This window comes from Vibrio mexicanus (assembly GCF_001012815.1).
GTDB classification, from domain to species: Bacteria; Pseudomonadota; Gammaproteobacteria; order Enterobacterales; family Vibrionaceae; genus Vibrio; species Vibrio mexicanus.
Window position 1 is genome coordinate 1 of record NZ_JYJP01000097.1, and the last position, 24,016, is coordinate 24,016.

14 protein-coding genes and 5 pseudogenes are annotated in these 24,016 nt (G+C 46.5%); 11 read left to right on the forward strand and 8 right to left on the reverse strand.

Annotated features, from left to right (window positions below; all coding sequences use genetic code 11):
* From UA76_RS14120 to UA76_RS14130, 3 genes are all read right to left on the reverse strand, one after another.
* Positions 1-384 (reverse strand): ZrgA family zinc uptake protein (locus UA76_RS14120; RefSeq protein WP_047047349.1); only part of this gene is annotated, 384 nt, incomplete at its 3' end.
* Between the two features lie 51 nt (positions 385-435).
* Positions 436-738: a DUF2607 family protein gene (locus UA76_RS14125; RefSeq protein ID WP_047047352.1), complete on the reverse strand. Its 303-nt coding sequence runs from the start codon at positions 736-738 to the stop codon at positions 436-438.
* Positions 739-837: 99 nt separating this feature from the next.
* Positions 838-1,389, reverse strand: coding sequence for a YtfJ family protein (locus UA76_RS14130; protein ID WP_047047355.1), 552 nt, complete (start codon positions 1,387-1,389; stop codon positions 838-840).
* A gap of 238 nt (positions 1,390-1,627) precedes the next feature.
* Between UA76_RS14130 and UA76_RS14135 the strand changes: the two genes are divergently transcribed.
* The gene (locus UA76_RS14135) at positions 1,628-1,828 is read left to right on the forward strand and encodes a DUF1107 domain-containing protein (RefSeq protein ID WP_047047359.1); all 201 of its coding nucleotides are present in this window, start codon (positions 1,628-1,630) and stop codon (positions 1,826-1,828) included.
* A gap of 145 nt (positions 1,829-1,973) precedes the next feature.
* On the opposite strand, the gene msrA is transcribed toward UA76_RS14135, so the two are convergent.
* A complete protein-coding gene (msrA, locus tag UA76_RS14140; protein WP_047047362.1) occupies positions 1,974-2,603 on the reverse strand; it encodes a peptide-methionine (S)-S-oxide reductase MsrA in 630 nt (209 codons plus the stop codon).
* A gap of 102 nt (positions 2,604-2,705) precedes the next feature.
* Here msrA and tamA point away from each other — a divergent pair, with 102 nt between their 5' ends.
* From tamA to UA76_RS14155, 3 genes and pseudogenes are all read left to right on the forward strand, one after another.
* Entirely contained in the window at positions 2,706-4,421 is a 1,716-nt protein-coding gene (gene tamA, locus UA76_RS14145) for an autotransporter assembly complex protein TamA (RefSeq protein ID WP_047047460.1), read from the forward strand.
* A pseudogene (tamB, locus tag UA76_RS14150) lies at positions 4,418-8,189 on the forward strand (autotransporter assembly complex protein TamB). Before tamA ends, tamB begins: the two are co-directional and overlap by 4 nt.
* Before the next feature lie 120 nt (positions 8,190-8,309).
* Positions 8,310-8,669: a DUF2799 domain-containing protein gene (locus UA76_RS14155; protein ID WP_047047366.1), complete on the forward strand. Its 360-nt coding sequence runs from the start codon at positions 8,310-8,312 to the stop codon at positions 8,667-8,669.
* Positions 8,670-8,727: 58 nt separating this feature from the next.
* On the opposite strand, the gene ppa is transcribed toward UA76_RS14155, so the two are convergent.
* Positions 8,728-9,255 (reverse strand): inorganic diphosphatase, encoded by a 528-nt coding sequence (ppa, locus tag UA76_RS14160; protein ID WP_047047369.1) that lies wholly within the window; start codon positions 9,253-9,255, stop codon positions 8,728-8,730.
* Positions 9,256-9,431: 176 nt separating this feature from the next.
* Positions 9,432-10,445 carry a class 1 fructose-bisphosphatase gene (fbp, locus tag UA76_RS14165; RefSeq protein WP_047047373.1) on the reverse strand — a complete coding sequence of 338 codons (1,014 nt, stop codon included), beginning with the start codon at positions 10,443-10,445 and terminating at the stop codon, positions 9,432-9,434.
* Between the two features lie 502 nt (positions 10,446-10,947).
* Here fbp and mpl point away from each other — a divergent pair.
* The 5 genes and pseudogenes from mpl to thiQ all read left to right on the forward strand — a co-directional run bounded on the left by mpl (position 10,948) and on the right by thiQ (position 16,654).
* Positions 10,948-12,317 (forward strand): annotated as a pseudogene (mpl, locus tag UA76_RS14170) (UDP-N-acetylmuramate:L-alanyl-gamma-D-glutamyl-meso-diaminopimelate ligase).
* Positions 12,318-12,345: 28 nt separating this feature from the next.
* Positions 12,346-12,978 carry a flavin prenyltransferase UbiX gene (locus tag UA76_RS14175; RefSeq protein WP_047047377.1) on the forward strand — a complete coding sequence of 211 codons (633 nt, stop codon included), beginning with the start codon at positions 12,346-12,348 and terminating at the stop codon, positions 12,976-12,978.
* A gap of 322 nt (positions 12,979-13,300) precedes the next feature.
* On the forward strand, positions 13,301-14,296 hold the full coding sequence (gene thiB, locus UA76_RS14180) for a thiamine ABC transporter substrate binding subunit (protein WP_047047379.1): 996 nt from the start codon (positions 13,301-13,303) through the stop codon (positions 14,294-14,296).
* 36 nt (positions 14,297-14,332) lie between these two features.
* Positions 14,333-15,964, forward strand: a complete 1,632-nt coding sequence (gene thiP / locus UA76_RS14185; protein ID WP_047047383.1) for a thiamine/thiamine pyrophosphate ABC transporter permease ThiP — start codon at positions 14,333-14,335, stop codon at positions 15,962-15,964.
* Positions 15,951-16,654, forward strand: a pseudogene (gene thiQ, locus UA76_RS14190) (thiamine ABC transporter ATP-binding protein). Before thiP ends, thiQ begins: the two are co-directional and overlap by 14 nt.
* Before the next feature lie 83 nt (positions 16,655-16,737).
* Here thiQ and yjgA read toward each other — a convergent pair.
* Positions 16,738-17,265, reverse strand: a complete 528-nt coding sequence (gene yjgA, locus UA76_RS14195) for a ribosome biogenesis factor YjgA (protein ID WP_047047386.1) — start codon at positions 17,263-17,265, stop codon at positions 16,738-16,740.
* A 119-nt stretch (positions 17,266-17,384) separates the two neighbouring features.
* On the opposite strand from yjgA, the pseudogene pmbA reads away from it, so the two are divergent.
* Positions 17,385-18,727: pseudogene (gene pmbA, locus UA76_RS14200) on the forward strand (metalloprotease PmbA).
* A 78-nt stretch (positions 18,728-18,805) separates the two neighbouring features.
* On the opposite strand, the gene UA76_RS14205 reads toward pmbA, so the two are convergent.
* Entirely contained in the window at positions 18,806-20,119 is a 1,314-nt protein-coding gene (locus UA76_RS14205) for a cation:proton antiporter (RefSeq protein WP_047047388.1), read from the reverse strand.
* Positions 20,120-20,310: 191 nt separating this feature from the next.
* Here UA76_RS14205 and metH point away from each other — a divergent pair.
* Positions 20,311-23,990: pseudogene (metH, locus tag UA76_RS14210) on the forward strand (methionine synthase).
* Positions 23,991-24,016: the final 26 nt, after the last annotated feature.

A 24,016-nucleotide genomic window follows, 5' to 3' on the forward strand; every position in this document is an offset into this window, starting at 1 on the left:
GTCATGATGGTCGTGATCGTGGTCATGACCTTTGTGGTCGTCATGGCCATGGTCATCGCCTGTTAGGGTGTTGCTAACGTGTGTCGCTTCGATGTGACATTCAGCAGCACTGCTAAGCGTGATGATTTTATCGCTTTGCTTTAGTAGAACGTTCGCAGCAGCAATGGCTTGCTCTTCTTTTTCATTCGTTGGTGCGTGTTCAAAGCCAACAACATCAGCGCCTGGTGCTGTAATTTCCACAAGTAGGTCGTGTCCATCTTGTGCGATGTTGAATTCAACCACGCCGTGAACGTGTGCGCCGTGCTGGCGGTATTCTTGAGCTGCAAAAGCAGAAGTACTTAGGGCAAGAGCAGTAACCACCGCTAGTTTTGTTTTAACTGTCATTTTAGATATATCCTAATAAAGTTTGTGTTTTATACAGTACATATTGTTGAGTTAGCTTAGCTCTGGTGGAGAGCGAGCCGAATAGCCGAAAACGTCACTAAAGTAAGGAGGAAGCTTGTTACTAACGATAACTTCTTCACTAAACTCTTCTAATGGGACTAAAAGTGCACTCGGTAATATGGCTGTGTGGATACTGCTAAACAGTTCGCAGTTATGATGAGCATGCTCATGATGCTCATCACAAAGTGATTCTAGTTGATGCTCTACCGATGAGAAGCTCAGCCATAGCGTTAACAACGCTAAAGCTGCAATGCTGTAACTGTATGTTGATCGGTGATAACGCAATACGTGCAAAGCTTAATCTCAAACGGATACGAGGTGTTATAATATAACACCTCGTATTTTTCGTGCTATTAAAAGTTGTTAGAACATCTTTCGTGTTAGAGTCTGATACTACAGGTTTTGTTCAATTAAACTTAAGACTTGTGCAATTTCTTCTGCGCTAAGCGCTCCCTCTTTGACAAACAGAACCTCACCCGATTTGTTTTGCACGATGATCGCTGATGACTCTTCGGCTAGCTGCCATTGCTGGGCAACCACGCCATCACTGTCAAGCACCATCGAAGACCAAGGGAATTCCTGTTTGCTGCTTTCTGCGGAAGACTTAACAAACGAACCAGTGCCCCACATCGCATCATCTTGGTTGATGATGGTGGTGGTTTGGTAACTTTCTGCATCAAACTCTTTGGCTGTAATGGCTGCCATGAGCTCTGCGTTCATCTCTTTTGCACTGCTTCGGCCAGCAATCGCTTGAATCACGCGGACCTTACCCAGCATGGACTCTGTCGACCATGCTTGGTAATGAGTTTTATCGTCTTTAAGCAGAATTTCACCATGTTTATCCACTTCAATGTTTGGTACAGGTTCGCCCGTGGTAATGGTATGCGCCGCACATAGCATTGGAGAGCTTGCAAGTATGGCAGTAAGAAGTAACTTTATTTTCATTATTTTATATTCCTATTGGTTGTGCCCCAAAAGTATATACGCAAACTATTGATACGATAGGCACTTGGCTATGCTATCTGTGAAAGTGTGAATTAGACTATGCATAGAGTCTTGGTTTGGCGGTTGTGTTCAATACGCTGCTCGGTATATAATGTGCCACAAGTTGAACACAGAAAGATTCAACGAATGCGCCTTAGGAAGAGGTGAGTTGTACCGCAAATGGATATTGAGGTTGTATATGCTGCGCGAGTTTTCAAATTATCGCCCACGTCAAGTGGCACGCTTTGTAAAAACACTTTTTAAAGGAACTTTCTCGATTGCGGGGATCGGTGAGTTTCACTTCGACAACGGGAAGGTATTGGTTCCGGATGTCACTAACCCAAAGATGTTAAGTACCTATAAAGAGATCAACGGGGCAATCAAAGCACTGCCTGTTTAATGCTTGTTATCATTGAGTTTGCCAGTAAATGTCGCCTTTCGGCGACATTTTTCGTTTTAGGGCGTTATGTGTTTAGCGTGCTATGTATGGGGAGAAATCATTCGATGAGAGTTTGGTTTCACCGACGACTCCTCTTATTTAGCTGTTAGTTCGGCGGGAAGCACACACCAGTGCCGCCGATGCCGCAATAGCCTTGCGGATTTTTCGCCAGATATTGCTGGTGGTAGGTTTCAGCAAAGAAGTACTTTCCTGCAGGTAACACTTCTGTCGTGACACTGGCAAACTGCTTGTCACTAAGTAGCTGTTGGTATTGTTGTTTGGACTCTTGGGCGGCCGCTAAGTCTTCATCGCTATACACGTAAATAGCAGAGCGGTACTGAGTGCCTAAATCATTGCCTTGGCGCATACCTTGGGTTGGATTGTGGTTTTCCCAGAAGGTATTGAGGATCGTGCGTAGCGAGATGATCGCAGGATCAAAGATGACTCGAACGACTTCGGTATGCCCAGTACGCCCGCTACAAACTTCCTCATAGGTTGGGTTTGGGGTGAAGCCACCGGCATAGCCAACGGAGGTTGAGACAACGCCATCGAGTTGCCAGAAAAGGCGTTCTGCACCCCAGAAGCAGCCCATACCGATGAGTATTTGCTTCTGGTTTGGATTTGGTTCTGCAGTGATGTCGGATTGATTAACAAAGTGCTCGGAAGCGACAGTCATTGGGGTATCCCTGCCTGGAAGCGCTTGTTCTGGGGTAATAAGTTGCTGTTTATCAAGCATGGTTTGCTCCTTTTTTCGACTTATCCGCTTATTTTTCTATTGGTTGCAGACTCTCAGTATCAATACCGTTATCATCTCGGTAACGGACATTTTTCACTTTACATGGTTAGTATGCGTTTTTTTACTTTTATCTCAACACTGGTTGTATCAAGTTTAGCTGCGGCAAGCGATGTCGACCTAAACCTTGAAGGGCTTGAGGGGAAAGCGTTAGAAAACGTTGAAGCATACTTATCGGCGATTCCTGAATCGGAATACGAAACGACACTACGATTCCAATCTCAAGTTGAAACTAGCATTCGTGAAGCCCTGCAGGCAATTGGTTACTACCAACCGAGAATCACATTCACCGTCTCTGAACAAGAAGATGAGTTGACAATTCAAGTGGATGTGGGGGAGCCCGTACGCATTACATTGTTGGATATCGAGATTTTGGGTGAAGCCGAGAATGACCCTGCTTTTGAGCGGCTGATTAAAAACAGCAGCCTCACTCATAACGCCATACTTAATCACGGTGCTTACGACAATCTAAAGTCTTCAATACGTAACTTAGGCTTGCAAAGAGGTTACTTTAAGGGCGATTTTACTGTAAATCGTTTGGAGGTGTCTCCAGAGCGCAATGAAGCTTTTGTTAGGCTGCATTATACGAGTGGTATTCGCTATCACTTTGGCCAAACAGATATCTCAGGTAGCCAGATTGAAGATGATCGAGTGAGATCTTTGCAGCCCTTTAAAACAGGTGAACCTTATTTGGTTTCCAAGGTCGGAGAGTATAACCAAAACTTATCCAATACCGACTGGTTCTCATCCGTGTTCATTGAGCCGGATTTGACTCAACTGGGAGAAGATCGAGAGCTGCCAATTAAGGTGGCTTTAGCACCACAGTCTCGCAATAAGTTTGAAACGGGTTTGGGTTACTCCACCGATATCGGTGTTCGAGGTACCTTCAAATGGAAGAAGCCTTGGGTAAACAGTCGAGGTCACAGTTTTAACAGCAGCTTTTCTTTGTCGGAGCCTGAGCAGATTATCACGGCCAGTTACCGAATTCCGCTTGAAGACGTACTGCATGATTACTATCAGATTCAGTACGGGATGAAGAACCTTGATAATCGCGACACGAAAAGTTTGGAGTCCAACTTGTCTGTGGCCCGACATTGGCTTTTGGATAGTGGTTGGCACCGTTCGTTGGGTGTCCGTTATTTGATTGAAAACTATGAGCAAGGTTTGCAAGATGATACCGGGCAATTTGTGCTTCCAGGTATCTCATACTCCCGAACCCGTATCCGTGGAACTGGGATGCCGATGTGGGGAGACAGGCGCAGTATCTCCTTAGAATATGGTGACCCAACATTGTTGTCTGAAACGCGCTTGTTCCGAGTTCAGGCGGGTACCGCTTGGATTCGTAGCTTAGGTAATAATCACCGAGGTTTACTCCGTATTGACGGAGGGGCTAACGTTGCGGAAGAGTTTGACAAGTTATCGCCGTCGTTACGTTTCTTTGCTGGTGGTGATAACAGCATTCGTGGTTATGGTTACGAATCTATCTCGCCAAGAGATGAAAGTGGCGCATTGACGGGTGCAAAATACATAGTAACAAGCTCGCTCGAATATCAGTATCGTGTTTATGGTAACTGGTGGCTTGCGGCCTTCTATGATTATGGTGACGCCTTTAATGATCAGCCTGACTTTAAATCGGGTGTAGGCGCGGGTATTCGCTGGGCATCACCAGTGGGGCCGATCAGGCTTGATTTTGCTTGGGGTTTAGATGCTAATCCGGGTGATGAATTTAAGATCCACTTTACGTTAGGGCCAGAGCTATGACCAAAAAGATGATGAAATGGTTGAAGTGGCTCAGTTTATCGCTGACTGGTCTTGTGGTTGTCATACTGCTTTTCGTAGTGACGTTACTCTATACCAATCCAGGCCTTAATCTGATCTTATGGGGAGCACAAAAAGCGGTTCCTGAGCTCACGATTAAAAGTGGTGACGGGGCGATTTTTCCTCAGTTCACCTTGCATCAAGTTAACTACAAGAACGACGACTTGTTTGTCGATCTTGCAGCGAACACCTTGACGTTAGCAGTGACAGCAAGTTGTTTGTCTGAGCCAGCTATCTGCATTGATGACTTAGCCATTGAAGGCTTAACCTTTTCTATGCCGGAGATGCCTGCATCCAACTCGAACGAAACAGAAGCATCAAGCGAATCTGTTACGCGTGTGAGCACTCCAATCCCAATTAATGTCGGCCGCTTGGCTCTGAATGATATTGATCTTAACGTTCTTGGTCATGAGGTATCGTGGCAGACGTTTTTGACCGGGATTGGTTTTAAAGGCAATCGACTCGAGATCCGAAAAACCCAATGGGATGATATTGACGTCACTTTAGCGCCTACTGCAGCTTCTGCTGAAGCATCTAAAACTGAAGAAGATCCCGGTGTTAGTGAAGGGGGTGATACTGCGATTGCGTTGCCAGAGGTGATCATTCCACTCAACATCGTTGTGTCGCGCTTTGATCTCCATCGGTTTACTCTTCATCAAGATACGCCGGTAGTGGTTAATCACTTAGGGCTAGAAGCCTCCGCAAACCAGTCAAAGGTCAGTGTTAAAACGCTTGAACTTTCGATGCCTGAAATTGAAGCACAGCTGAATACCGACATTGAATTGTCGGGAGACTATCCGTTGAATCTTCAGCTTAAATCTGCCCTTAATATTGAACCGGTAAAGGGGCAGGAGATCGAACTCACGGCAACTGGAAGTGTCGCTAAGCTAGACCTTGATGCTAATTTGTCTGAGCTTATTAAAGGTCAACTCAGCGCCAATATCAAAGCGCTCGATCCTGATTTACCGTTTGATCTTCATGCCCGACACTTCGATATGCAGTGGCCTCTGACAGGCGAAGGCGACTATTTTGTTCAAGTGGACGATCTCAAAGGCAGTGGGTCGTTAAAAGGATACGAACTCGATTTGGCCGGAGATGTTCAAGGACAATCTTTGCCTGATTTAACCCTTAAGCTTGTAGGTGAGGGCTCGTTGGAGCACATCGACCTTTCCAGTTTGCAGATTGATACCTTAGGTGGAACCTTGCTAGGTAGCGTATCCGCGAACTGGGCAGAGCTGGTTAACTGGAAAACAGATCTCACATTGGATCAAGTTCAGCCAGGGCTGCAATGGCCAGAAGCTGAAGGCATGTTATCAGGCCAATTACAAACCTCTGGTTCATTGACTCAAGCAGGCGGGTGGAAAGTTGATGTGCCTTTGCTTGATGTGCAGGGCGTTATTCGAGAGTACCCACTCGATGTTCACGGTAGCTTACGAGCCTCTGATGAAAAAGGCGATGGTGAGCTCTACTTCTTGACGCCGAAACTGTCATTGGCACATGGCCCAAACGGCATTGAAGTGGCGGCTATCTCGATTCTGTACTGAATTTGTCGGTTAAGGTGAGTGCGCCAGAGTTCGCCAAAACCTTGCCAGATCTAAAAGGCAGTTTGAGCGGTGACGTTGAAATTAAAGGTGAGCTAGAGACGCCAAGCCTGACGCTTGATTTACAAGCAAACGATGTTGCTTGGCAAGAGTTAGCTTCACTAAAGTCTTTGTCCGTTAAGGGTGACGTCACGCCATTACCTTCTCCCGATGCCGATTTGGACATTGTGGTGGAAGGGATCACCTATGAAGACATTTTGATTGATAAAGTGTTCCTTGGTGCAAAAGGAGGAGAGGAAGCACATACCTTTCGTTACGAGTGCTATCTGAACTTGTTTCAACCGAACTAGCATTTTCAGGTTCGCTTGATCAGCAGCCTTCTTTGCGTTGGCAAGGCAAGCTTGATCGTTGGTGGCTTGAAACAGAGCAGGGCTTATGGCAATTGACTCAATCGCCAGAGTTGGGCTTTGAATCAGAGACGCAGACAGTGTCAGTGACTGCTCACTGCTGGGAGCAAGAAGCGTCTTCCTTGTGTTTAGATAATGATATCAAGGTCGGTGAAAGTGGCGAAGCGGCGCTGTCGATTACCTCGTTTGATTTTGCTCAGATAAGCCAGTACGTGCCTGAAACCTTGAAGCTTGAAGGTGAGTTCAGCTCTCACGTCACAGCCAAGTGGTCGCCAGAAGCGTCACCGAATGTTGAAGCCAGTATTCAATTGCCTGAAGGCGGCGTCGAATTATTAGGGGAAGCGCCTGTTCAATTAGGTTGGAACCGAATGGAAGTCACGGCAAGTCTTAAAGATGACAATCTAAACGCGCAATGGTTACTCGATTTTAAAGACAACGGTGACATTTCTGGTCAGGCAGTCATCCCGAATGTACTCCAGGAAGATAAAACCATCGATGGCAACCTCACGTTGACCACTTTCCGTCTTGGATTCTTAGCGCCACTTGTCGGTGATTTCAGCAAATTTGATGGTCAAGTGAGTACTGACCTGTCGCTGAAGGGGCCAGCTCTGCATCCTGAAGTCTACGGTGAGTTCTTATTAGAACAGTTGAAGTTGTCGGGCAATGTGACGCCAATTGATGTTGATAACGGCAACATTGCACTTACCTTTGCGGGTTATGATGCGAATTTGGATGCCTCAATTGAAACGCCTGATGGAGAGTTAACCATCAAGGGTGATGCGGGTTGGGAAGATTTAGAACAGTGGCATGCGAAAGCGAGAGTGTTTGCGGAACAGTTGCTGGTGGATATCCCGCCAATGGTCAAGGTGAAAGTAGAACCAGATATGACCATTGATGTATCGGCAAAGCATGCCAAGGTTGATGGAAGTATTCATTTGCCGTGGGGGAGAATTGTGGTTGAAGCACTGCCTTCAAGTGCGGTTTCTGTGTCGAAAGATCAGGTGATTCTCAATGCTGATTTACAACCTGTAGAAGGCGGCACAACGGTCCCCTTCAAAGTTGAGAGTAATGTCAATATCACCATTGGTGAGGACTTTAGGCTCTCTGCCTTTGGTTTAGAGGGGAACTTGGTGGGGCAGCTAATGGTAGCGCAGGATGATCGAGGCCCTCAGGTTAATGGGGAGATCAACATTGAAAATGGTTCATACAGTTCATTTGGACAAGACTTGCTAATCCAAGAGGGAAAGATCTTAATGAACGGGCCGGTTGATCAACCCTATGTGGCGATTACCGCTGTCCGCAACCCAGAGAATACCCAAGATGATGTCACGGCTGGTATCAAAGTTAGTGGCCCAGCGGATGAGCCGGAAATTACTATTTTCTCTGAGCCTGCAATGCCACAAGCGAATGCTCTATCCTATCTATTAAGTGGCCAAAATATTGGTGCTGAATCGGATGGTAACGCGATGACCACAGCCTTGATTGGTCTCAGTCTGGCTAAGAGTGGCCGCGTTGTTGGTGAAATTGGTGAAGCTTTTGGCGTTCAAGATTTGCAAGTGGATACCGCAGGTTCTGGAGATGAATCGCAAGTCACTGTGAGTGGTTATGTTTTCCCAGGTTTGCAGGTGAAATATGGCGTAGGGATTTTTGATCCCGTCAGTGAGTTGACCGTGCGTTATCGACTCTTGAGTAACTTGTATGTGGAGGTGGTTTCTGGCGTCGACAGTGCCGTTGATGTGCTGTATCAGTTTGATTGGAATTAGTGCATTCAGTGATTGAATGAAATTAGTTGGTAAATAATACGGTCTGTATGAACTCTGAGCGATATTGTGTCGTAGTAGTGATGAGATGCAGTGGTCAGTTAAAGTGTAAAGGAGAAGGATATGAGATATTTTATTGTCGTCGTCAGTTCCATTTTACTAATGGCCTGCGCCGCTACGCCCGGTCCTGAGTCTAGCTCTGCGCAGGCATGGAAAGATTTTGGTCAGCAGCAAGCACTCAAAGGCAGCATTCTTCAATCTGAAAACCGTTTGATGAAATCAGATACTAAGGGTGAGCTCAATAATGAGTTGTATAAGGCTTATCAAGAGGGTTATAGAGTAGGCAAAGAAGAGTATTGCAACCAAAATGCATACAAGATGGGGGTAATGGGAGAACCCTATTTAGGTATTTGTTATGACATCAAACCGTTCTTTCAGCAAGACTATGACAATGGCCGAAACTCAGGTACTGGAAGGCTTTAAAAGTCCAAAGTAATAAAGCCGCACTTCCATGCGGCTTATTTATTGGAAAAATTTTGTTTTATTTTTTAGCTCGATCAAATGAGCTTAGAATTTCTTGCTTGGCCGCGTCGACATCAGCCCAACCATCAACTTTCACCCACTTACCGGATTCAAGTTCTTTATAGCGCTCGAAGAATTGTGTGATTTGCGCTTTAAGTAGCTCAGGAATGTCATCCACATTTTGGATGTGGTCGTACTCTTTAGAAAGCTTGCTGTGCGGTACCGCGAACACCTTCGCATCTTCACCCGATTCATCAGTCATGTTGAGTACGCCAACAGGGCGGCAGCGAATTACCGAGCCTGGCATTAGTGGGTAAGGCGTAGGTACTAGAACGTCCACTGGGTCGCCATCTAGCGAAAGTGTATCGTTCACATAGCCGTAGTTGCATGGGTAGAACATCGGAGCAGACATGAAGCGGTCGACAAACACAGCGCCGCTGTCTTTATCAACTTCGTATTTTATTGGGTCGGCGTTCGCTGGGATTTCGATGACAACGTAAATATCATCAGGCAAGGACTTACCCGCAGGTACATCATTAAGGCTCATAGAATCTCCTTGTAAGAGCTTATTATCGTTTAAAGGCTTATTGTATTTACAGAGTAACTTTAGCGTTTATTTGTTTTATGTAGAGTGTTTTGATGAAAAAAAGCCCAGTTTTGCGAACAAAACTGGGCTTTTCTATTAATGAGTCATGGCGTTGAATCAACGAATAAATGTGTTAGTTAATCGTCTTTGTGCTTTTCCATGAACTCTTCAACTTTGAGCACCATGTTCTTCGAGCCGCAGAAGAAGGGCACACGTTGGTGCAATTCAGTTGGCTCTAAATCAAGAATACGGTTTTCACCATCAGAGGCGAGGCCCCCAGCTTGCTCAATCAAGAATGCCATTGGGTTGCACTCATACAGTAGACGCAATTTACCGTTCGGGTGGCTCTGTGTGCTTGGGTATAAGTAGATGCCGCCTTTGAGTAGGTTACGGTGGAAGTCTGATACCAGTGAGCCAATGTAGCGCGAGGTGTATGGACGGCCATCTTCTGGCTCATTCTCTTGGCAGTACTTAATGTACTTTTTCACACCCGTTGGGAAACGGATGTAGTTACCTTCGTTAATTGAATAGATCTTGCCGTCTTCTGGGCTCATCATGTTTGGATGAGACAGGCAGAATGTGCCGATAGACGGGTCGTAGGTAAAGCCGTTTACACCATTGCCAGTGGTGTAAACCAACATGGTCGATGAACCATAGATGACGTAGCCAGCCGCGACTTGCTTGTTGCCCGGCTGTAAGAAGTCTTCTTGCGTCGGCGTGGTACCAACGGGTGATACACGGCGATAAATCGAGAAAATCGTACCCACTGACACGTTAACATCGATGTTGGATGAGCCGTCAAGCGGGTCCATCAACACCACGTATTTTGCGTTTTTGTTCAGCTCTTTATTGAATGCTACGGCTTCATCTTCTTCTTCACTTGCCACGCCACACACTTGGTCGCGTGCTTCAAGTGCCGCTTTAAACTTATCGTTAGCATAAACATCGAGCTTCTGCTGCTCTTCACCTTGAATGTTGTCGGTACCGACAGCACCGGTGATATCCGCTAAACCCGCTTTGTTAATTTCACGGTTAACGATTTTTGCAGCAAGACGAATGGAAGATATCAGGGATGAAAGATCACCGCTAGCGTGGGGGAAGTCTGCTTGTTTCTCAACAATAAACTCGCCAAGGGTGCGCATTTCCGACATGGTAATTCCTTAACTATTTTGTTTTTGGGGGATAGAGACAAACGTTTGCTTCTTTATGAGCAATGAGGTTTGAATATAGGGTCTGTTGACCTTTCGCGATTAAATTTTGTTCGAGATAAAATCGTTTTTAGGCGAGGCGAAGACTATGGAGCTAGTCATTCTAAGCAAATAGTCTTCAACAAAGCATAAAACGGTTTTAGCCGAACCCTTCGGGCAGCCTTTGTGATTTATTTCTACTGCGTTATCGTCTTTTCATGTAGGTTAACTACACATCAAAGCCTCTGCCTTGTATAAATTTCCCACAAAGGGCTGCAAAAATAAGTTCGAAAGGTCATCAGACCCTAATAAATAGTGTAAGTGTCAGATCTTATTAATGGTACTGAAGTAACTGTTTGAGATCGCAATTCATTTGTCGAGTTTCAGGATTTTGCAAACTCTCTCGCTTTTGCCATTGAAATGGCGATAATGAGGGAAACACTTAAAAAGCATGGGACAGCGGTTTATGCATATTCATATTTTGGGAATTTGTGGCACCTTCATGGGAGGGGCGGCCGTGCTGGCTCGCCAGCTTGGTCATAAGGTGACGGGTAGTGATGCGAATGTCTATCCACCCATGAGTACGTTGCTTGAATCTCAAGGTATCGAAATCATAGAGGGTTTTGATCCTTCTCAGTTAGAGCCTAAGCCAGATTTAGTGGTCATTGGCAATGCCATGAGCCGAGGCAACCCATGTGTTGAACATGTTCTGAATAGCAATTTACGCTACACATCAGGCCCACAATGGCTGCAGGAATTTCTGCTTCACGACCGCTGGGTACTGGCTGTTTCTGGCACGCACGGCAAAACCACGACCTCTAGCATGCTGGCTTGGATACTAGAAGATTGCGGTTATCAGCTGGATTCCTTGTTGGTGGCGTGTTAGGAAACTTCGGTGTGTCGGCTCGATTGGGCGAAAGTATGTTTTTTGTCGTCGAAGCGGACGAATATGACAGTGCTTTTTTCGATAAGCGTTCTAAGTTTGTTCACTATCACCCTCGCACCTTGGTGATGAATAATCTTGAGTTTGATCATGCGGACATCTTCGATGATCTTGAAGCGATAAAGCGTCAATTCCACCATCTCGTGCGCACAGTTCCAAGCAATGGTCGCATCTTTGCACCGCAATCGGATGCAGCATTAAGCGATGTGTTAGAGCGCGGCTGTTGGAGTGAAAACGAGTTTACTGGCGCAAATGCTGATTGGTCAGCCAGTAAAGTGAAAGTCGATGGCTCGGTGTTTGATGTGTTCTTCCACAATGAGAAAGTTGGCACAGTAGACTGGGATTTAGTGGGCGATCACAACGTCGATAATGCGTTGATGGCGATAGCAGCTGCAAGACATGTTGGGGTGACGCCAGATCTAGCTTGCGAATCTTTGGCTAAATTTAATAATACCAAACGTCGATTAGAGCTTAAAGGTGAAATCAACGGTGTGGCAGTCTATGACGACTTTGCTCATCATCCAACCGCAATTGAACTTACGGTCGGTGGTTTGCGTAACAAAGTCGGTGAGAGCAAAATCATTGCGGTTCTTGAGCCGCGTTCTGCGACCATGAAGCGTGGTGTACATAAGCAAACATTGGCAGCATCACTGGAAAAAGCAGATTCAGTTTATTTGTATCAACCAGATAACATTGAATGGTCGGTGCAAGAAATAGCGGATCAATGCGCGCAAGCAGCTTATGTGAGTGATCAAGTGGATCAGTTAGTGTCGAAGATCGTTGAAGAAGTGCAAACAGGGGATCAGATCCTTGTGATGAGTAATGGCGGCTTTGAAGGCATTCACGATAAACTGATTGCAGCACTTCATGATCGCAGTGCTAAGGCAAAGTAGTTTAAACAGTAGTAAAAGAGATTTATTCATGACGACCAGCATTTCAGCCAAAGAGAAAGCCATTACCCTAGCATTTACAGGCGCCTCTGGCGCACCCTATGGGTTGAGGCTATTGGAGTGCTTACTGGCCGCTGACTATACCGTTTATCTACTTATTTCATCAGCAGCGCGTGTCGTACTTGCAACCGAGCATGGGTTGAAGCTACCAAGTGGCCCTGATGCGGCAAAAAAAAAGCTGGTGGAACATTTAGGTTGTGATGCTGATAAGCTCATTGTTTGTGGTAAAGAAGATTGGTTTTCACCAGTTGCATCGGGTTCTGCTGCACCAAAACAGATGGTTGTTTGCCCGTGCTCAGCAGGCAGCGTTGCGGCGATTGCTCATGGTATGTCAGACAACTTGATTGAGCGCGCCGCCGATGTAGTGATGAAAGAAAGAGGACAGCTTTTATTGGTTGTGCGTGAAACGCCTTTCTCCACTTTACATCTCGAGAACATGCACAAATTGTCTCAACTTGGAGTGACGATTATGCCTGCAGCACCAGGCTTTTATCATCAACCGAAGTCAATTGAAGATTTGGTCGACTTTATGGTGGCGCGAATACTTGATCATCTAGGTGTTGATCAAGGACTTGTGCCACGTTGGGGCTACGATCAGCGTTAATTGAACGCCTGCCTATATAACTTCCCGCTATAATGAAAGCAGATCCATATAGCGAAATAGACGTTTTCCCTTTAGTATGTGTAGCACTCATCGGGGAGCTACCTATTCTTATGTTTGAAATCTTGTACTGAGATTTTCATTGAGAATATGGCGCTGAGATCAGGCTAAGCCTGGGACCCGTATGTTAGAGGTGACAACGCCTCTACCTCACCTGAACCAGATAATGCTGGCGTAGGAATTGAGTTAGGACCTTTCCAATCAACAGTGCTACTTTTCACTGTCTCCTTGCTCATCTGCGCCGCTCGATCAAGGAGACCGAGCAATGACCCTGACAAGATGTTCACTTGCCTTTGCGATAGCCGCGGCATCATTTTCTGCTGCTTCTGCAGACACTACTCTTACTATTTACACTTACGATTCATTTGCCGCTGACTGGGGCCCAGGCCCGAAAGTCGAAGCCGCATTTGAAGCAAAGTGTGGCTGTGATATTAACTTTGTCGCGCTGGACGATGGTGTTTCTATCCTTAACCGTCTGCGTCTAGAAGGCGGCAAAAGCAAAGCGGATATCGTACTTGGTTTAGATAACAACTTGATGGCAGAAGCTAAAGCAACTGGCTTACTGGCTGAGCACAGCGTTGATACCTCTACAATTACGCTACCAAATAGTTGGCAAGATGATACTTTCATCCCATACGATTACGGCTACTTTGCATTTGTATACAACAAAGAGAAATTGGCTAACCCGCCAAAGAGCTTGAAAGAGTTGGTTGAGCAACGTGACGATTTGAAGGTCATCTATCAAGACCCGCGTACCTCAACACCAGGCCAAGGTTTAATGTTATGGATGAAGTCGGTTTATGGCAGCGATGCGCCTCAAGCTTGGCAGCAACTGGCGCAGAAAACAGTGACGGTCACCAAGGGCTGGTCTGAAGCTTATTCTATGTTCTTGGAAGGCGAGTCTGACTTAGTGCTTTCATACACTACTTCGCCTGCTTACCATCTGATTGCTGAAGGTAATGACAACTATGCGGCAGCAAATTTTGCTGAAGGGCATTACACTCAAGTTGAGCTGGCTGCAAAAGTGAAGGGCAGTAAAAATACTGAGTTAGCGGATGAGTTCATGGCGTTTATCTTAAGCGATGAGTTCCAAACCGCTATGCCGACTGGCAACTGGATGTACCCAGTTACGGATGTTACCTTGCCGGAAGGCTTTGAAACGCTTGTACAGCCAGCTAAAGGTTTGAGCTTCTCGCCAGAGGAAGTTGCACAGCAGCGACGCACATGGATCCGCGAGTGGCAACACGCGTTAACCCAATAAGGGGGTATTGAGTGTTATGGCGAGTAGGGGTCGAGATTGAATAAGATTCCAAAGCTAGGTTTATGGGTCGCGATAGTTATCGCGGCCTTTGTTGTTTGTGCTGTAGGGGCATTGTTTATTGCCGCTCCAAGTTTGGATTTTCGAGCGGTTTGGAGCGATCCTTACTATCGCCATGTCACTAAGTTCAGTTTCTATCAAGCTTTCCTTTCTACTGTACTTAGCGTAGGGCTTGCCATTCCCGTTGCGCATGCTTTGTCTCGTCGGCAGTTCAGAGGTAAAGCACTGCTGCTTAAGTTGTTTTCCGCCACGCTTGTCCTGCCGGTGTTAGTGGGTGTATTTGGCATACTCGCTATTTATGGCAACAGTGGCTTGCTGGCATCAGTTCTAGCCTATGCTGATTCACCATTACCGTTTTCTATCTACGGCCTAAATGGAATATTGTTGGCTCATGTATTTTTTAACCTACCTTATGCTAGTCGCTTACTGCTTCAGGCACTAGAAACCGTTCCTGTTGAGCAACATAGGCTTTCAGCTCATCTTGGTATGAATGGTTGGCAGAAATTTAAGTGGGTTGAGTTGCCAAGGCTTAGGCAGCAATTACCCCACGTCTGTGGCTTGGTATTTATGTTGTGCTTTACTAGCTTTGCAACGGTAATGGCATTGGGTGGCGGACCTAAATCGACCACCATTGAACTTGCCATATATCAAGCGATTAAGTTTGATTTTGACCTACAGGCCGGTGCGCTACTTGCTCTGTGGCAAATGCTGCTTTGCGGTGCATTGGCACTGGGTATTCAGCGATTGGCAAAACCGCTTGCAGTGCATGCGGGAGGAGCCGTTAATCTTCGGGACAAGTCATACGACACCAAGGCCTCAAAACTTTGGGATGGCTGTTGGATTGCACTGGTATGTTTACTCGTTTTACCGCCTTTGGCGATGGTGGTACTGAGCGGATTAAATGCTCAGGCATTAAATGTTCTCGCTGACAGTCGCTACTGGTTGGCGTTGTGGTCGTCAATGAAAGTTGCAATGTTGTCAGCCTCAATGGCGCTTAGTGCTGGTATTGCTATCTTGATGACCAGTCGTGCTTTACGTTTGCGCCATCGAAACTCGCAAGCCGATCATGTTGAATTACTGGGTACAATTATTCTAGTCACGCCGGGACTTGTTATTACCACAGGGTTATTCTTACTGCTTCGCTCAATCACGGATGCCTTCAGCCATGCGTTTATTGTAGTGGTCGTCGTCAACGCGCTAATGGCGTTGCCTTATGTGATTAAAACACTTTCTCAGCCTATGCTGCACATCGCTCAGCAGTATCAATTCTTGTGTCCAAGTTTAGGTATGGTGGGGCTTCAGAAATTTTGGTTAGTCGAATGGCGGGCTCTACGTAAACCTTTTGCTACCGCATTTGCGTTAAGTTTTATGCTGTCGATGGGGGATCTTAGTGCGATTGCTCTGTTTGGTAGCCAAGAATTTAGAACTCTCCCTCTATACTTGTTCCAACTGTTAGGGAGCTATCAAATGGAATCGGCGGCGGTAGTATCTCTTACGCTGCTTATTTTTAGTGTCAGCTGTTTTGTTGTGGTTGAAAAGTTGTTTAGGGTAAAAGAGTCTCAAGTCCCTCGTCGAGCCAGCAAGCGTAAGGAAAAATATGCTCAGTCTTAATTGCGTGAAATATTATTACCATCAGGACTTGTATGAGTTCGACTTACAGGTCGAACAGGGCAGTATCGTGGCGCTAATGGGGCCAAGTGGAGCAGGTAAATCGACACTATTTAGTTTGGTTGCAGGCTTTATTGACCCCGCTTCTGGCGCTATCAATGCCAATGGTAAGGAACTCGTTGGGCTTCCGCCTCACCAAAGACCTTGCGCCATGCTTTTTCAAGAACACAACCTGTTTGCGCATCTAACGGTTGAGGAAAACATTGGCCTAGGATTGCACCCAAACTTGCGTCTGACGGATAAGGAAAAAGAGCAGGTGAGATACGCGGCGCAGCAGGTTGGCGTGGATGCTATGCTCGATCGTCTTCCAGAACAATTATCCGGAGGTCAGCGTCAGCGTGTCGCACTGGCTCGTTGCTTTGTTCAGCAACACCCTTTTTGGTTGCTCGATGAACCCTTCTCGGCCTTAGACCTATTTTACGAGAAGAGATGTTGGTTTTAGTCAAAAAACTGGCCAACGAGCGTAACATTACTGTAGTGATGGTGACTCACCACATCAGTGATGCCAGAGCAATTGCGACTCACTTTACTTTCATGAGTCAAGGTAAGGTGGAGCTGACAGAGGAAATTGAAAATTTGACTACCGATCACCCTTATCAACCATTAAGCGAGTTTGTTCGCGCGGGTGGTTGAGTCGTGAGGTGTGATTGGGATACACAAAAAAGCTGAGCACCTAGGCTCAGCTTTTTAGTTTTCCAATCAATGAAAGCGTTGGCTTAGATTGACTCTTCGTTGAGTTCTTTAAGCACTTGGAAGATTTCACGGAACGCCTTAGCCGGCTTACCCGCTTTCTTCTCTTTGTTCGCTTGACGCGCTAATTGACGTAGGCGCTGACGATCTGCAGTTGGGTATAGCTCTAAAACATCACCGATAGCGCTGTCCCCTTCTTCAACTACGCGATCGCGAAGCTGCTCAAGTTTGTGCAGCTCTGCCGTTGCTTGTGAGTGTTTGTTACGAACTTTGTCTAGAGCGGCTTGCAGTGGCTCTGGATCTTCGTTGCGCATTAGCTTACCAATGTATTGCAGCTGGCGGCGTTTTGCTTCATTTTTAAAACGTTGCGCGTCTTTAATAGCATCGGCAAGGTCTTCACTTAATGGAAACTTTTCTAGTACAGCCGGTTTAAGTGCAACAAGTTCTTCTCCCAACTTTTGCAGCTCTTCCATGTCTTGCTTTAACTCGGTCTTACTTACCCAGATGATCTCTTCTTCTGGTTCCCAAGGCGCTTTCTGGTTTTTACGGGCCATCTTTTCTGCCTATATCACTATCTCAAACTAATATTAGGTCTATTTTAACAAGAATCGTGGGGAGAAAGCGAAATTCTTGTTATCCTAACTCTATTAATAGTAAATAACTTAGATTGAATATGGATGTAAAACAGCAAGTCGCTCAACAACGTGTTGAGTTAGAAGCCGCCGTCGCCAAAGCACTTGATATGGCTTCTATCAGTGCCGATGCCGCAGAAGTTGCGATCACCAAATCAACAGGCTTGAGCGTATCGACTCGCATGTGTGAAGTGGAAAATGTCGAGTTTAATAGTGATGGTGCACTTGGGATTACGGTTTATCGCGGTCAGCGCAAAGGTAGCGCATCCACTTCGGATCTAAGTGAAAAAGCGATCAGTCAGACGGTAGCAGCGGCACTAGACATAGCGCAATATACCTCTGAAGACCCACATGCTGGGCCTGCGCCAAAAGAGCTGATGGTGCAAGAGATTCCGGATTTGGATCTGTTCCACCCTGACACGCCAGATCCTGATTATGCTGCCAAGATTGCGATTGCTGCAGAAGAGAAGGCGCTGAGTTTCAGTGACAGAATCAAGCAAAGTGATGGCGCAAGTTACGATAGCCACTATGGCGTGAAAGTGTACGGTAACAGCCATGGTTTGCTAGCAAGCTATGCTTCAAGCCGTCACAGCACCAGCTGTTGTGTGATTGGCCAAGGTCAAAATGGTGAGATGGAGCGTGATTACAGCTACACCGTTGCGCGTCATCGTGATGATTTATGGTCGCCAGAAACTGTTGGCCTAAAAGCTGCCGAGAAAACGGTTAGCCGACTCGATGCACGCAAGTTGCCAACGGGTAAATATCCGGTGATGTTTGCTGCCGATGTGGCAACTGGCTTGTTAGGTCATCTGGTGATGGCAATCAGCGGCGGTAACTTGTATCGCAAGTCATCGTTCCTACTTGACCACTTAGGTAAACAGGTTCTTCCAAGTTGGTTTAATGTTTCTGAGCGCCACATGTTCTGCGTGGTTTGGCTTCAAGCCCATTTGATAGCGAAGGCGTGAAAACAGAAGATCGCGAAATTATCACTGATGGTGTTCTGGCAACCTACCTTTTGACTAGCTACGCAGCACGTAAGATGGATATGACGCCAACCGGTCATGCAGGTGGCATTCACAACTGGTTTGTGAAATCGACAGGCCAAGACTTCGAGCAGATGCTGAAAGAGCTCGGCACTGGCTTCCTAGTTACGGAAGTGATGGGCCAAGGCGTGAATATCGTAACGGGAGATTACTCTCGCGGAGCGGCAGGCTTCTGGGTTGAAAATGGTGAAATTCAATTCCCAGTGTCTGAAGTGACTATTGCAAGCAACTTGAAAGATATGTTCAATCAGATCGTTGCGGTTGGTAGCGATGTAGAAACGCGCTCACAAATCCAAACGGGCTCCATCTTACTTGAGTCGATGAAGGTCGCGGGCCAGTAATGCTTTGGTGATTTGAAAGACTAAAAAACCGCAGCCTTCGCTGCGGTTTTTTGTTTTCGGAAGATGAGACTGAGTGCTTTACTCAGTCTTTTCTAAAGCCTCATCGGCATCGGACTGACGTTGCTTCTCTTCTAGTTTGGACTTTTGGATCATAGGCGTGATAGTCGAGCCTTGAACCAAAATCGAAAACACCACAACCGAGTAGGTCATGACCAGAATGATCTCTTTCACGTCAATTAGCTTATCTTCAATCACCCAGATGCCCGAAGGAATCGACAGTGCCATCGCAAGAGCCAAGCCACCACGTAATCCACCCCAAGTCAGTATCTTCACCGACCACGAGTTGTACTGGCGATAGCGCCTGAATCCAATATAAGAGCACGATACGCTCAAGTAGCGTGCAACAAGCACTAATGGGATTGAAAACGCCATCACGATCCAGTCTTCTTTGTGGAACTCGAATAGCAGCATTGACATACCAATGAGCAGGAACAGAACACCATTAAGAAACTCGTCAATCAGTTCCCAGAAGTGATCGAGGTGATCAACACTCTCTTTGGAGAACCCGATGAATCGCGTCCAGTTACCAATCATAATGCCTGATACCACCATCGCAAGCGGACCCGAAACATGGATAATGTTGGCAAATGCGTAGCCAGCAGTTGGAATGCCTAAGGTTAACAGCAGCTCCATTGAGTGATCATCGGTTGCGCTGATCAAATAGTGGAACAGCAAGCCCAGAGCAAAGCCGTAGACGATGCCACCAATCGCCTCTTGGGCGAACAAAGTCATTACGCCGCCTACAGTTGGCGCTTCATTGCCAAAGGCGATGGTAAAGAGGGTAACGAACAGCACTAGGCCAAAACCATCGTTGAACAGCGACTCGCCTTCAATTTGAGTTGAGATACGCTTCGGTGCGTCGAGCTTTTTTACAATGGCTAACACTGCAATTGGGTCGGTCGGTGAAATTAAAGCGCCAAACAGCAAGCAGTAGATGAGGTCGAACTCAATTCCCACCAGTAAACAAAAGCCATACAGACCAAAGCCAACTAATAGAGTGGAAATTAAGGTTGCCGCAAGGGCGAGCGTGGTGATCTCCCACTTTTGGTCTTCAAGGTTAGGCAGTTTAATGCCAAGTCCACCGGCAAATAGCAAAAAGCCCAATATGCCCTTGAGCAGAAAGTGCTCGAAATCGATGCTAGCGATAGTTTCCGTTGCAATGTTGGTAAGATCAAACCAATGGTTTTGGCCTGCCACAATGATGAGGAGAGACAAAGCCATTGAGCCTGCCGTGATGGCAATAGTGGTTTGCATCTTACCGATTTTACTGTTGATGAATGCTATCAGCATGGCTGCCGCAGACAAAAAACACAGGGTGTAGTAGACCGACATGGATGAGTGAACCTTGTAACAAAATGTAAAAGCGATTTTGATTGTGGTTAATGAAAATAGCAAACGGTATTTTGCTATCGAATAGATGATTAAAAGAGCAATAAGCTATGAGAATTGGTTCGTTTAGACGTCTAGATTTCCACTAAAGATATGATAGGATGTGGGGATAATAAAAGGAATGAGGCTGTACTGTGGGAAGTAATGTAAGACAACAGATAGAAGCGCAATTAACGCAGAGAATTCTCCTGATTGATGGTGGTATGGGTACCATGATTCAGGACTACAAACTCGAAGAGAATGATTATCGAGGTGAGCGCTTTGCTGATTGGCATAGTGATCTGAAAGGCAACAACGATCTGTTGGTATTAACGCAGCCTCAATTAATTAAGGATATTCACAGCGCTTACCTAGAAGCGGGCGCTGACATTCTAGAAACAAATACCTTTAACGCGACCACTATCGCCATGGCCGATTACGACATGGAAAGCTTGAGCGAAGAGATCAACTTCGAAGCCGCTAAGCTTGCACGTCAAGCTGCTGATGAGTGGACAGCGAAAACACCAGACAAACCCCGTTATGTTGCGGGTGTATTGGGCCCAACGAACCGTACTTGTTCTATCTCTCCAGATGTTAATGACCCGGGTTACCGTAATGTCAGCTTTGATGAGCTGGTGGAAGCGTATTCAGAGTCGACTCGTGCGCTTATCAGAGGTGGCTCAGATTTAATTCTTATCGAAACCATTTTTGATACCTTGAACGCCAAGGCGTGTGCCTTTGCTGTTGATACCGTTTTTGAAGAGCTTGGCATCTCCCTACCTGTAATGATTTCGGGCACAATCACCGATGCATCAGGTCGTACACTGTCAGGCCAAACAACTGAAGCGTTTTACAATGCAATGCGTCATGTTAATCCGCTTTCGTTTGGTTTGAACTGTGCGCTTGGCCCAGACGAGCTGCGCCCGTATGTGGAAGAGCTTTCACGAATTTCAGAAACCTTCGTGTCTACCCACCCAAATGCCGGTCTTCCTAATGCATTTGGTGAGTATGACCTTTCACCAGAAGATATGGCTGTTCATGTTAAAGAGTGGGCAGAGAGTGGTTTTCTAAACCTTATCGGTGGCTGTTGTGGTACCACACCAGAGCACATCCGCCACATGGCGATGGCGGTAGAGGGGGTTAAACCTCGCCAGCGCCCAGATATTCCAGTGGCATGTCGACTGTCTGGTCTTGAGCCGCTAACGATCGAAAAAGACACTCTGTTTGTTAACGTGGGCGAGCGAACCAACGTTACCGGTTCTGCACGCTTTAAGCGACTGATTAAAGAAGAGCTATATGATGAAGCGCTAGAAGTGGCTCGTCAGCAAGTTGAGAACGGTGCGCAAATCATCGATATAAACATGGATGAAGGCATGCTGGATGCGGAAGCGTGTATGGTGCGTTTCCTTAATCTGTGTGCGTCCGAGCCTGAAATTTCTAAAGTGCCAATCATGGTCGACTCTTCCAAGTGGGAAGTGATCGAAGCGGGCCTGAAATGTGTTCAAGGTAAAGGCATCGTTAACTCTATCTCTCTAAAAGAGGGTAAAGAGAAGTTTGTTGAGCAGGCGAAACTGATTCGTCGTTATGGCGCTGCTGTGATTGTGATGGCGTTTGATGAAGTTGGTCAGGCCGAGACGCGCGAGCGTAAACTTGAGATCTGTACCAATGCTTACAACATCCTAGTTGATGAAGTCGGCTTCCCACCAGAAGACATCATTTTCGACCCGAACATCTTTGCGGTGGCAACAGGTATCGAAGAGCACAACAATTACGCGGTCGATTTTATTGATGCGGTAGCGGACATAAAGCGTGATTTGCCTTATGCGATGATCTCTGGCGGTGTTTCCAACGTTTCGTTCTCTTTCCGCGGTAACAACTATGTACGTGAAGCCATTCACGCCGTATTCCTATATCACTGTTTCAAGAACGGTATGGATATGGGTATTGTTAACGCAGGTCAACTTGAAATATACGATAACGTCCCTGATAAACTGCGCGAAGCGGTAGAGGACGTGGTTCTTAACCGCCGTGATGATTCTACTGAACGTCTGCTTGATATCGCTGCGGAATATGCCAATAAAGGTGTCGGTAAAGAAGACGATGCCAGTGCATTAGAGTGGCGTACTTGGCCAGTTGAAAAGCGCCTAGAGCATGCTCTGGTTAAAGGTATCACCGAGTTCATCGTTGAAGATACCGAAGAAGCACGCGTTGCGGCAGCTAAGCCTTTGGAAGTGATCGAAGGCCCACTAATGGATGGCATGAACGTGGTGGGCGACCTGTTCGGTGAAGGTAAGATGTTCCTTCCGCAGGTAGTGAAATCAGCACGCGTTATGAAGCAAGCGGTGGCGCATTTAGAGCCTTTTATTAATGCTTCTAAACAAGCGGGTAGCTCAAACGGTAAAATTCTTCTGGCGACCGTGAAAGGCGATGTTCACGATATCGGTAAGAACATTGTGGGTGTGGTACTTCAATGTAACAACTACGAAATCATTGACCTTGGTGTCATGGTGCCGTGTGAAAAAATCTTAAAAGTGGCCAAAGAAGAGAATGTCGACATCATCGGTCTATCGGGTCTGATCACGCCGTCATTGGATGAGATGGTTCACGTTGCCAAAGAGATGGAGCGCCAAGGTTTTGATCTGCCACTTCTGATTGGTGGTGCAACGACTTCCAAAGCTCACACGGCAGTGAAAATTGAACAGAATTATCACCAGCCAGTAGTTTACGTGAATAACGCATCGCGCGCGGTAGGTGTGTGTACCTCATTGCTTTCAGATGAGCTCAAGCCTGCGTTTGTTGAGAAACTCGATCTGGATTACGAACGTGTTCGTGATCAGCATAATCGTAAGAAGCCACGTACTAAGCCTGTTACTCTGGAACAAGCTCGCGCGAATAAAGTCGATATCGACTGGGAGACTTACACGCCACCTGTGCCGGCAAAACCGGGTGTACATGTGTTTAAAGACTTCGATGTCGCGACACTGCGCAACTACATCGACTGGACCCCATTCTTCATGACGTGGTCATTAGTTGGTAAGTACCCAGCCATTTTAGAGCATGAAGAGGTGGGTGAAGAAGCGAAACGCCTATTTAAAGACGCCAATGACATGCTGGATCGCGTTGAGCGAGAAGGTTTGCTAAAAGCCAATGGTATGTGTGCACTGTTCCCTGCGGCCAGCGTGGGCGATGACATCGAAGTCTATACTGACGAGTCACGTACAGAAGTCGCTAAAGTGCTGTGTAATTTGCGTCAGCAAACTGAGAAACCAAAAGGGCCAAACTACTGTTTGTCGGATTACATTGCGCCTAAATCTAGCGGTAAGAAAGACTGGATCGGTGCTTTTGCCGTGACCGGTGGTATCGGTGAGCGAGAGCTAGCTGATGAGTACAAAGCGCAAGGCGATGACTACAACGCGATTATGATTCAGGCAGTGGGTGACCGCTTAGCTGAAGCGTTTGCGGAATACTTACACGAGAAGGTACGTAAAGAAATCTGGGGCTATGCGTCAGATGAGAATCTATCGAATGAAGAGTTGATCCGTGAAAAGTACCAAGGTATTCGTCCTGCACCGGGTTATCCTGCGTGTCCAGAGCATACCGAGAAAGGCCCGTTGTGGGATCTTCTAAAGGCGGAAGAGACGATTGGTATGTCACTGACATCGAGCTATGCCATGTGGCCGGGTGCGTCGGTATCAGGCTGGTATTTCTCGCATCCAGACTCGCGCTACTTTGCGATCGCTCAGATCCAGCAAGATCAGTCGAAAGCTATGCCGACCGTAAAGGTTGGGAACTGCTTGAAGCAGAGAAGTGGCTTGGGCCAAATATTAATGGTTAACTAGCGGATAGTGGCTAGTCAGTCGA

Bases quoted from the DNA above. Each gene is read 5' to 3' on its own strand.
- UA76_RS14130 (WP_047047355.1), bottom strand. From the start codon at position 1,389: ATGAAAATAAAGTTACTTCTTACTGCCATACTTGCAAGCTCTCCAATG.
- UA76_RS14135 (WP_047047359.1), top strand. From the start codon at position 1,628: ATGCTGCGCGAGTTTTCAAATTATCGCCCACGTCAAGTGGCACGCTTT.
- msrA (WP_047047362.1), bottom strand. From the start codon at position 2,603: ATGCTTGATAAACAGCAACTTATTACCCCAGAACAAGCGCTTCCAGGC.
- tamA (WP_047047460.1), top strand. From the start codon at position 2,706: ATGGTTAGTATGCGTTTTTTTACTTTTATCTCAACACTGGTTGTATCA.
- UA76_RS14155 (WP_047047366.1), top strand. From the start codon at position 8,310: ATGAGATATTTTATTGTCGTCGTCAGTTCCATTTTACTAATGGCCTGC.
- ppa (WP_047047369.1), bottom strand. From the start codon at position 9,255: ATGAGCCTTAATGATGTACCTGCGGGTAAGTCCTTGCCTGATGATATT.
- fbp (WP_047047373.1), bottom strand. From the start codon at position 10,445: ATGTCGGAAATGCGCACCCTTGGCGAGTTTATTGTTGAGAAACAAGCA.
- UA76_RS14175 (WP_047047377.1), top strand. From the start codon at position 12,346: ATGACGACCAGCATTTCAGCCAAAGAGAAAGCCATTACCCTAGCATTT.
- thiB (WP_047047379.1), top strand. From the start codon at position 13,301: ATGACCCTGACAAGATGTTCACTTGCCTTTGCGATAGCCGCGGCATCA.
- yjgA (WP_047047386.1), bottom strand. From the start codon at position 17,265: ATGGCCCGTAAAAACCAGAAAGCGCCTTGGGAACCAGAAGAAGAGATC.
- UA76_RS14205 (WP_047047388.1), bottom strand. From the start codon at position 20,119: ATGTCGGTCTACTACACCCTGTGTTTTTTGTCTGCGGCAGCCATGCTG.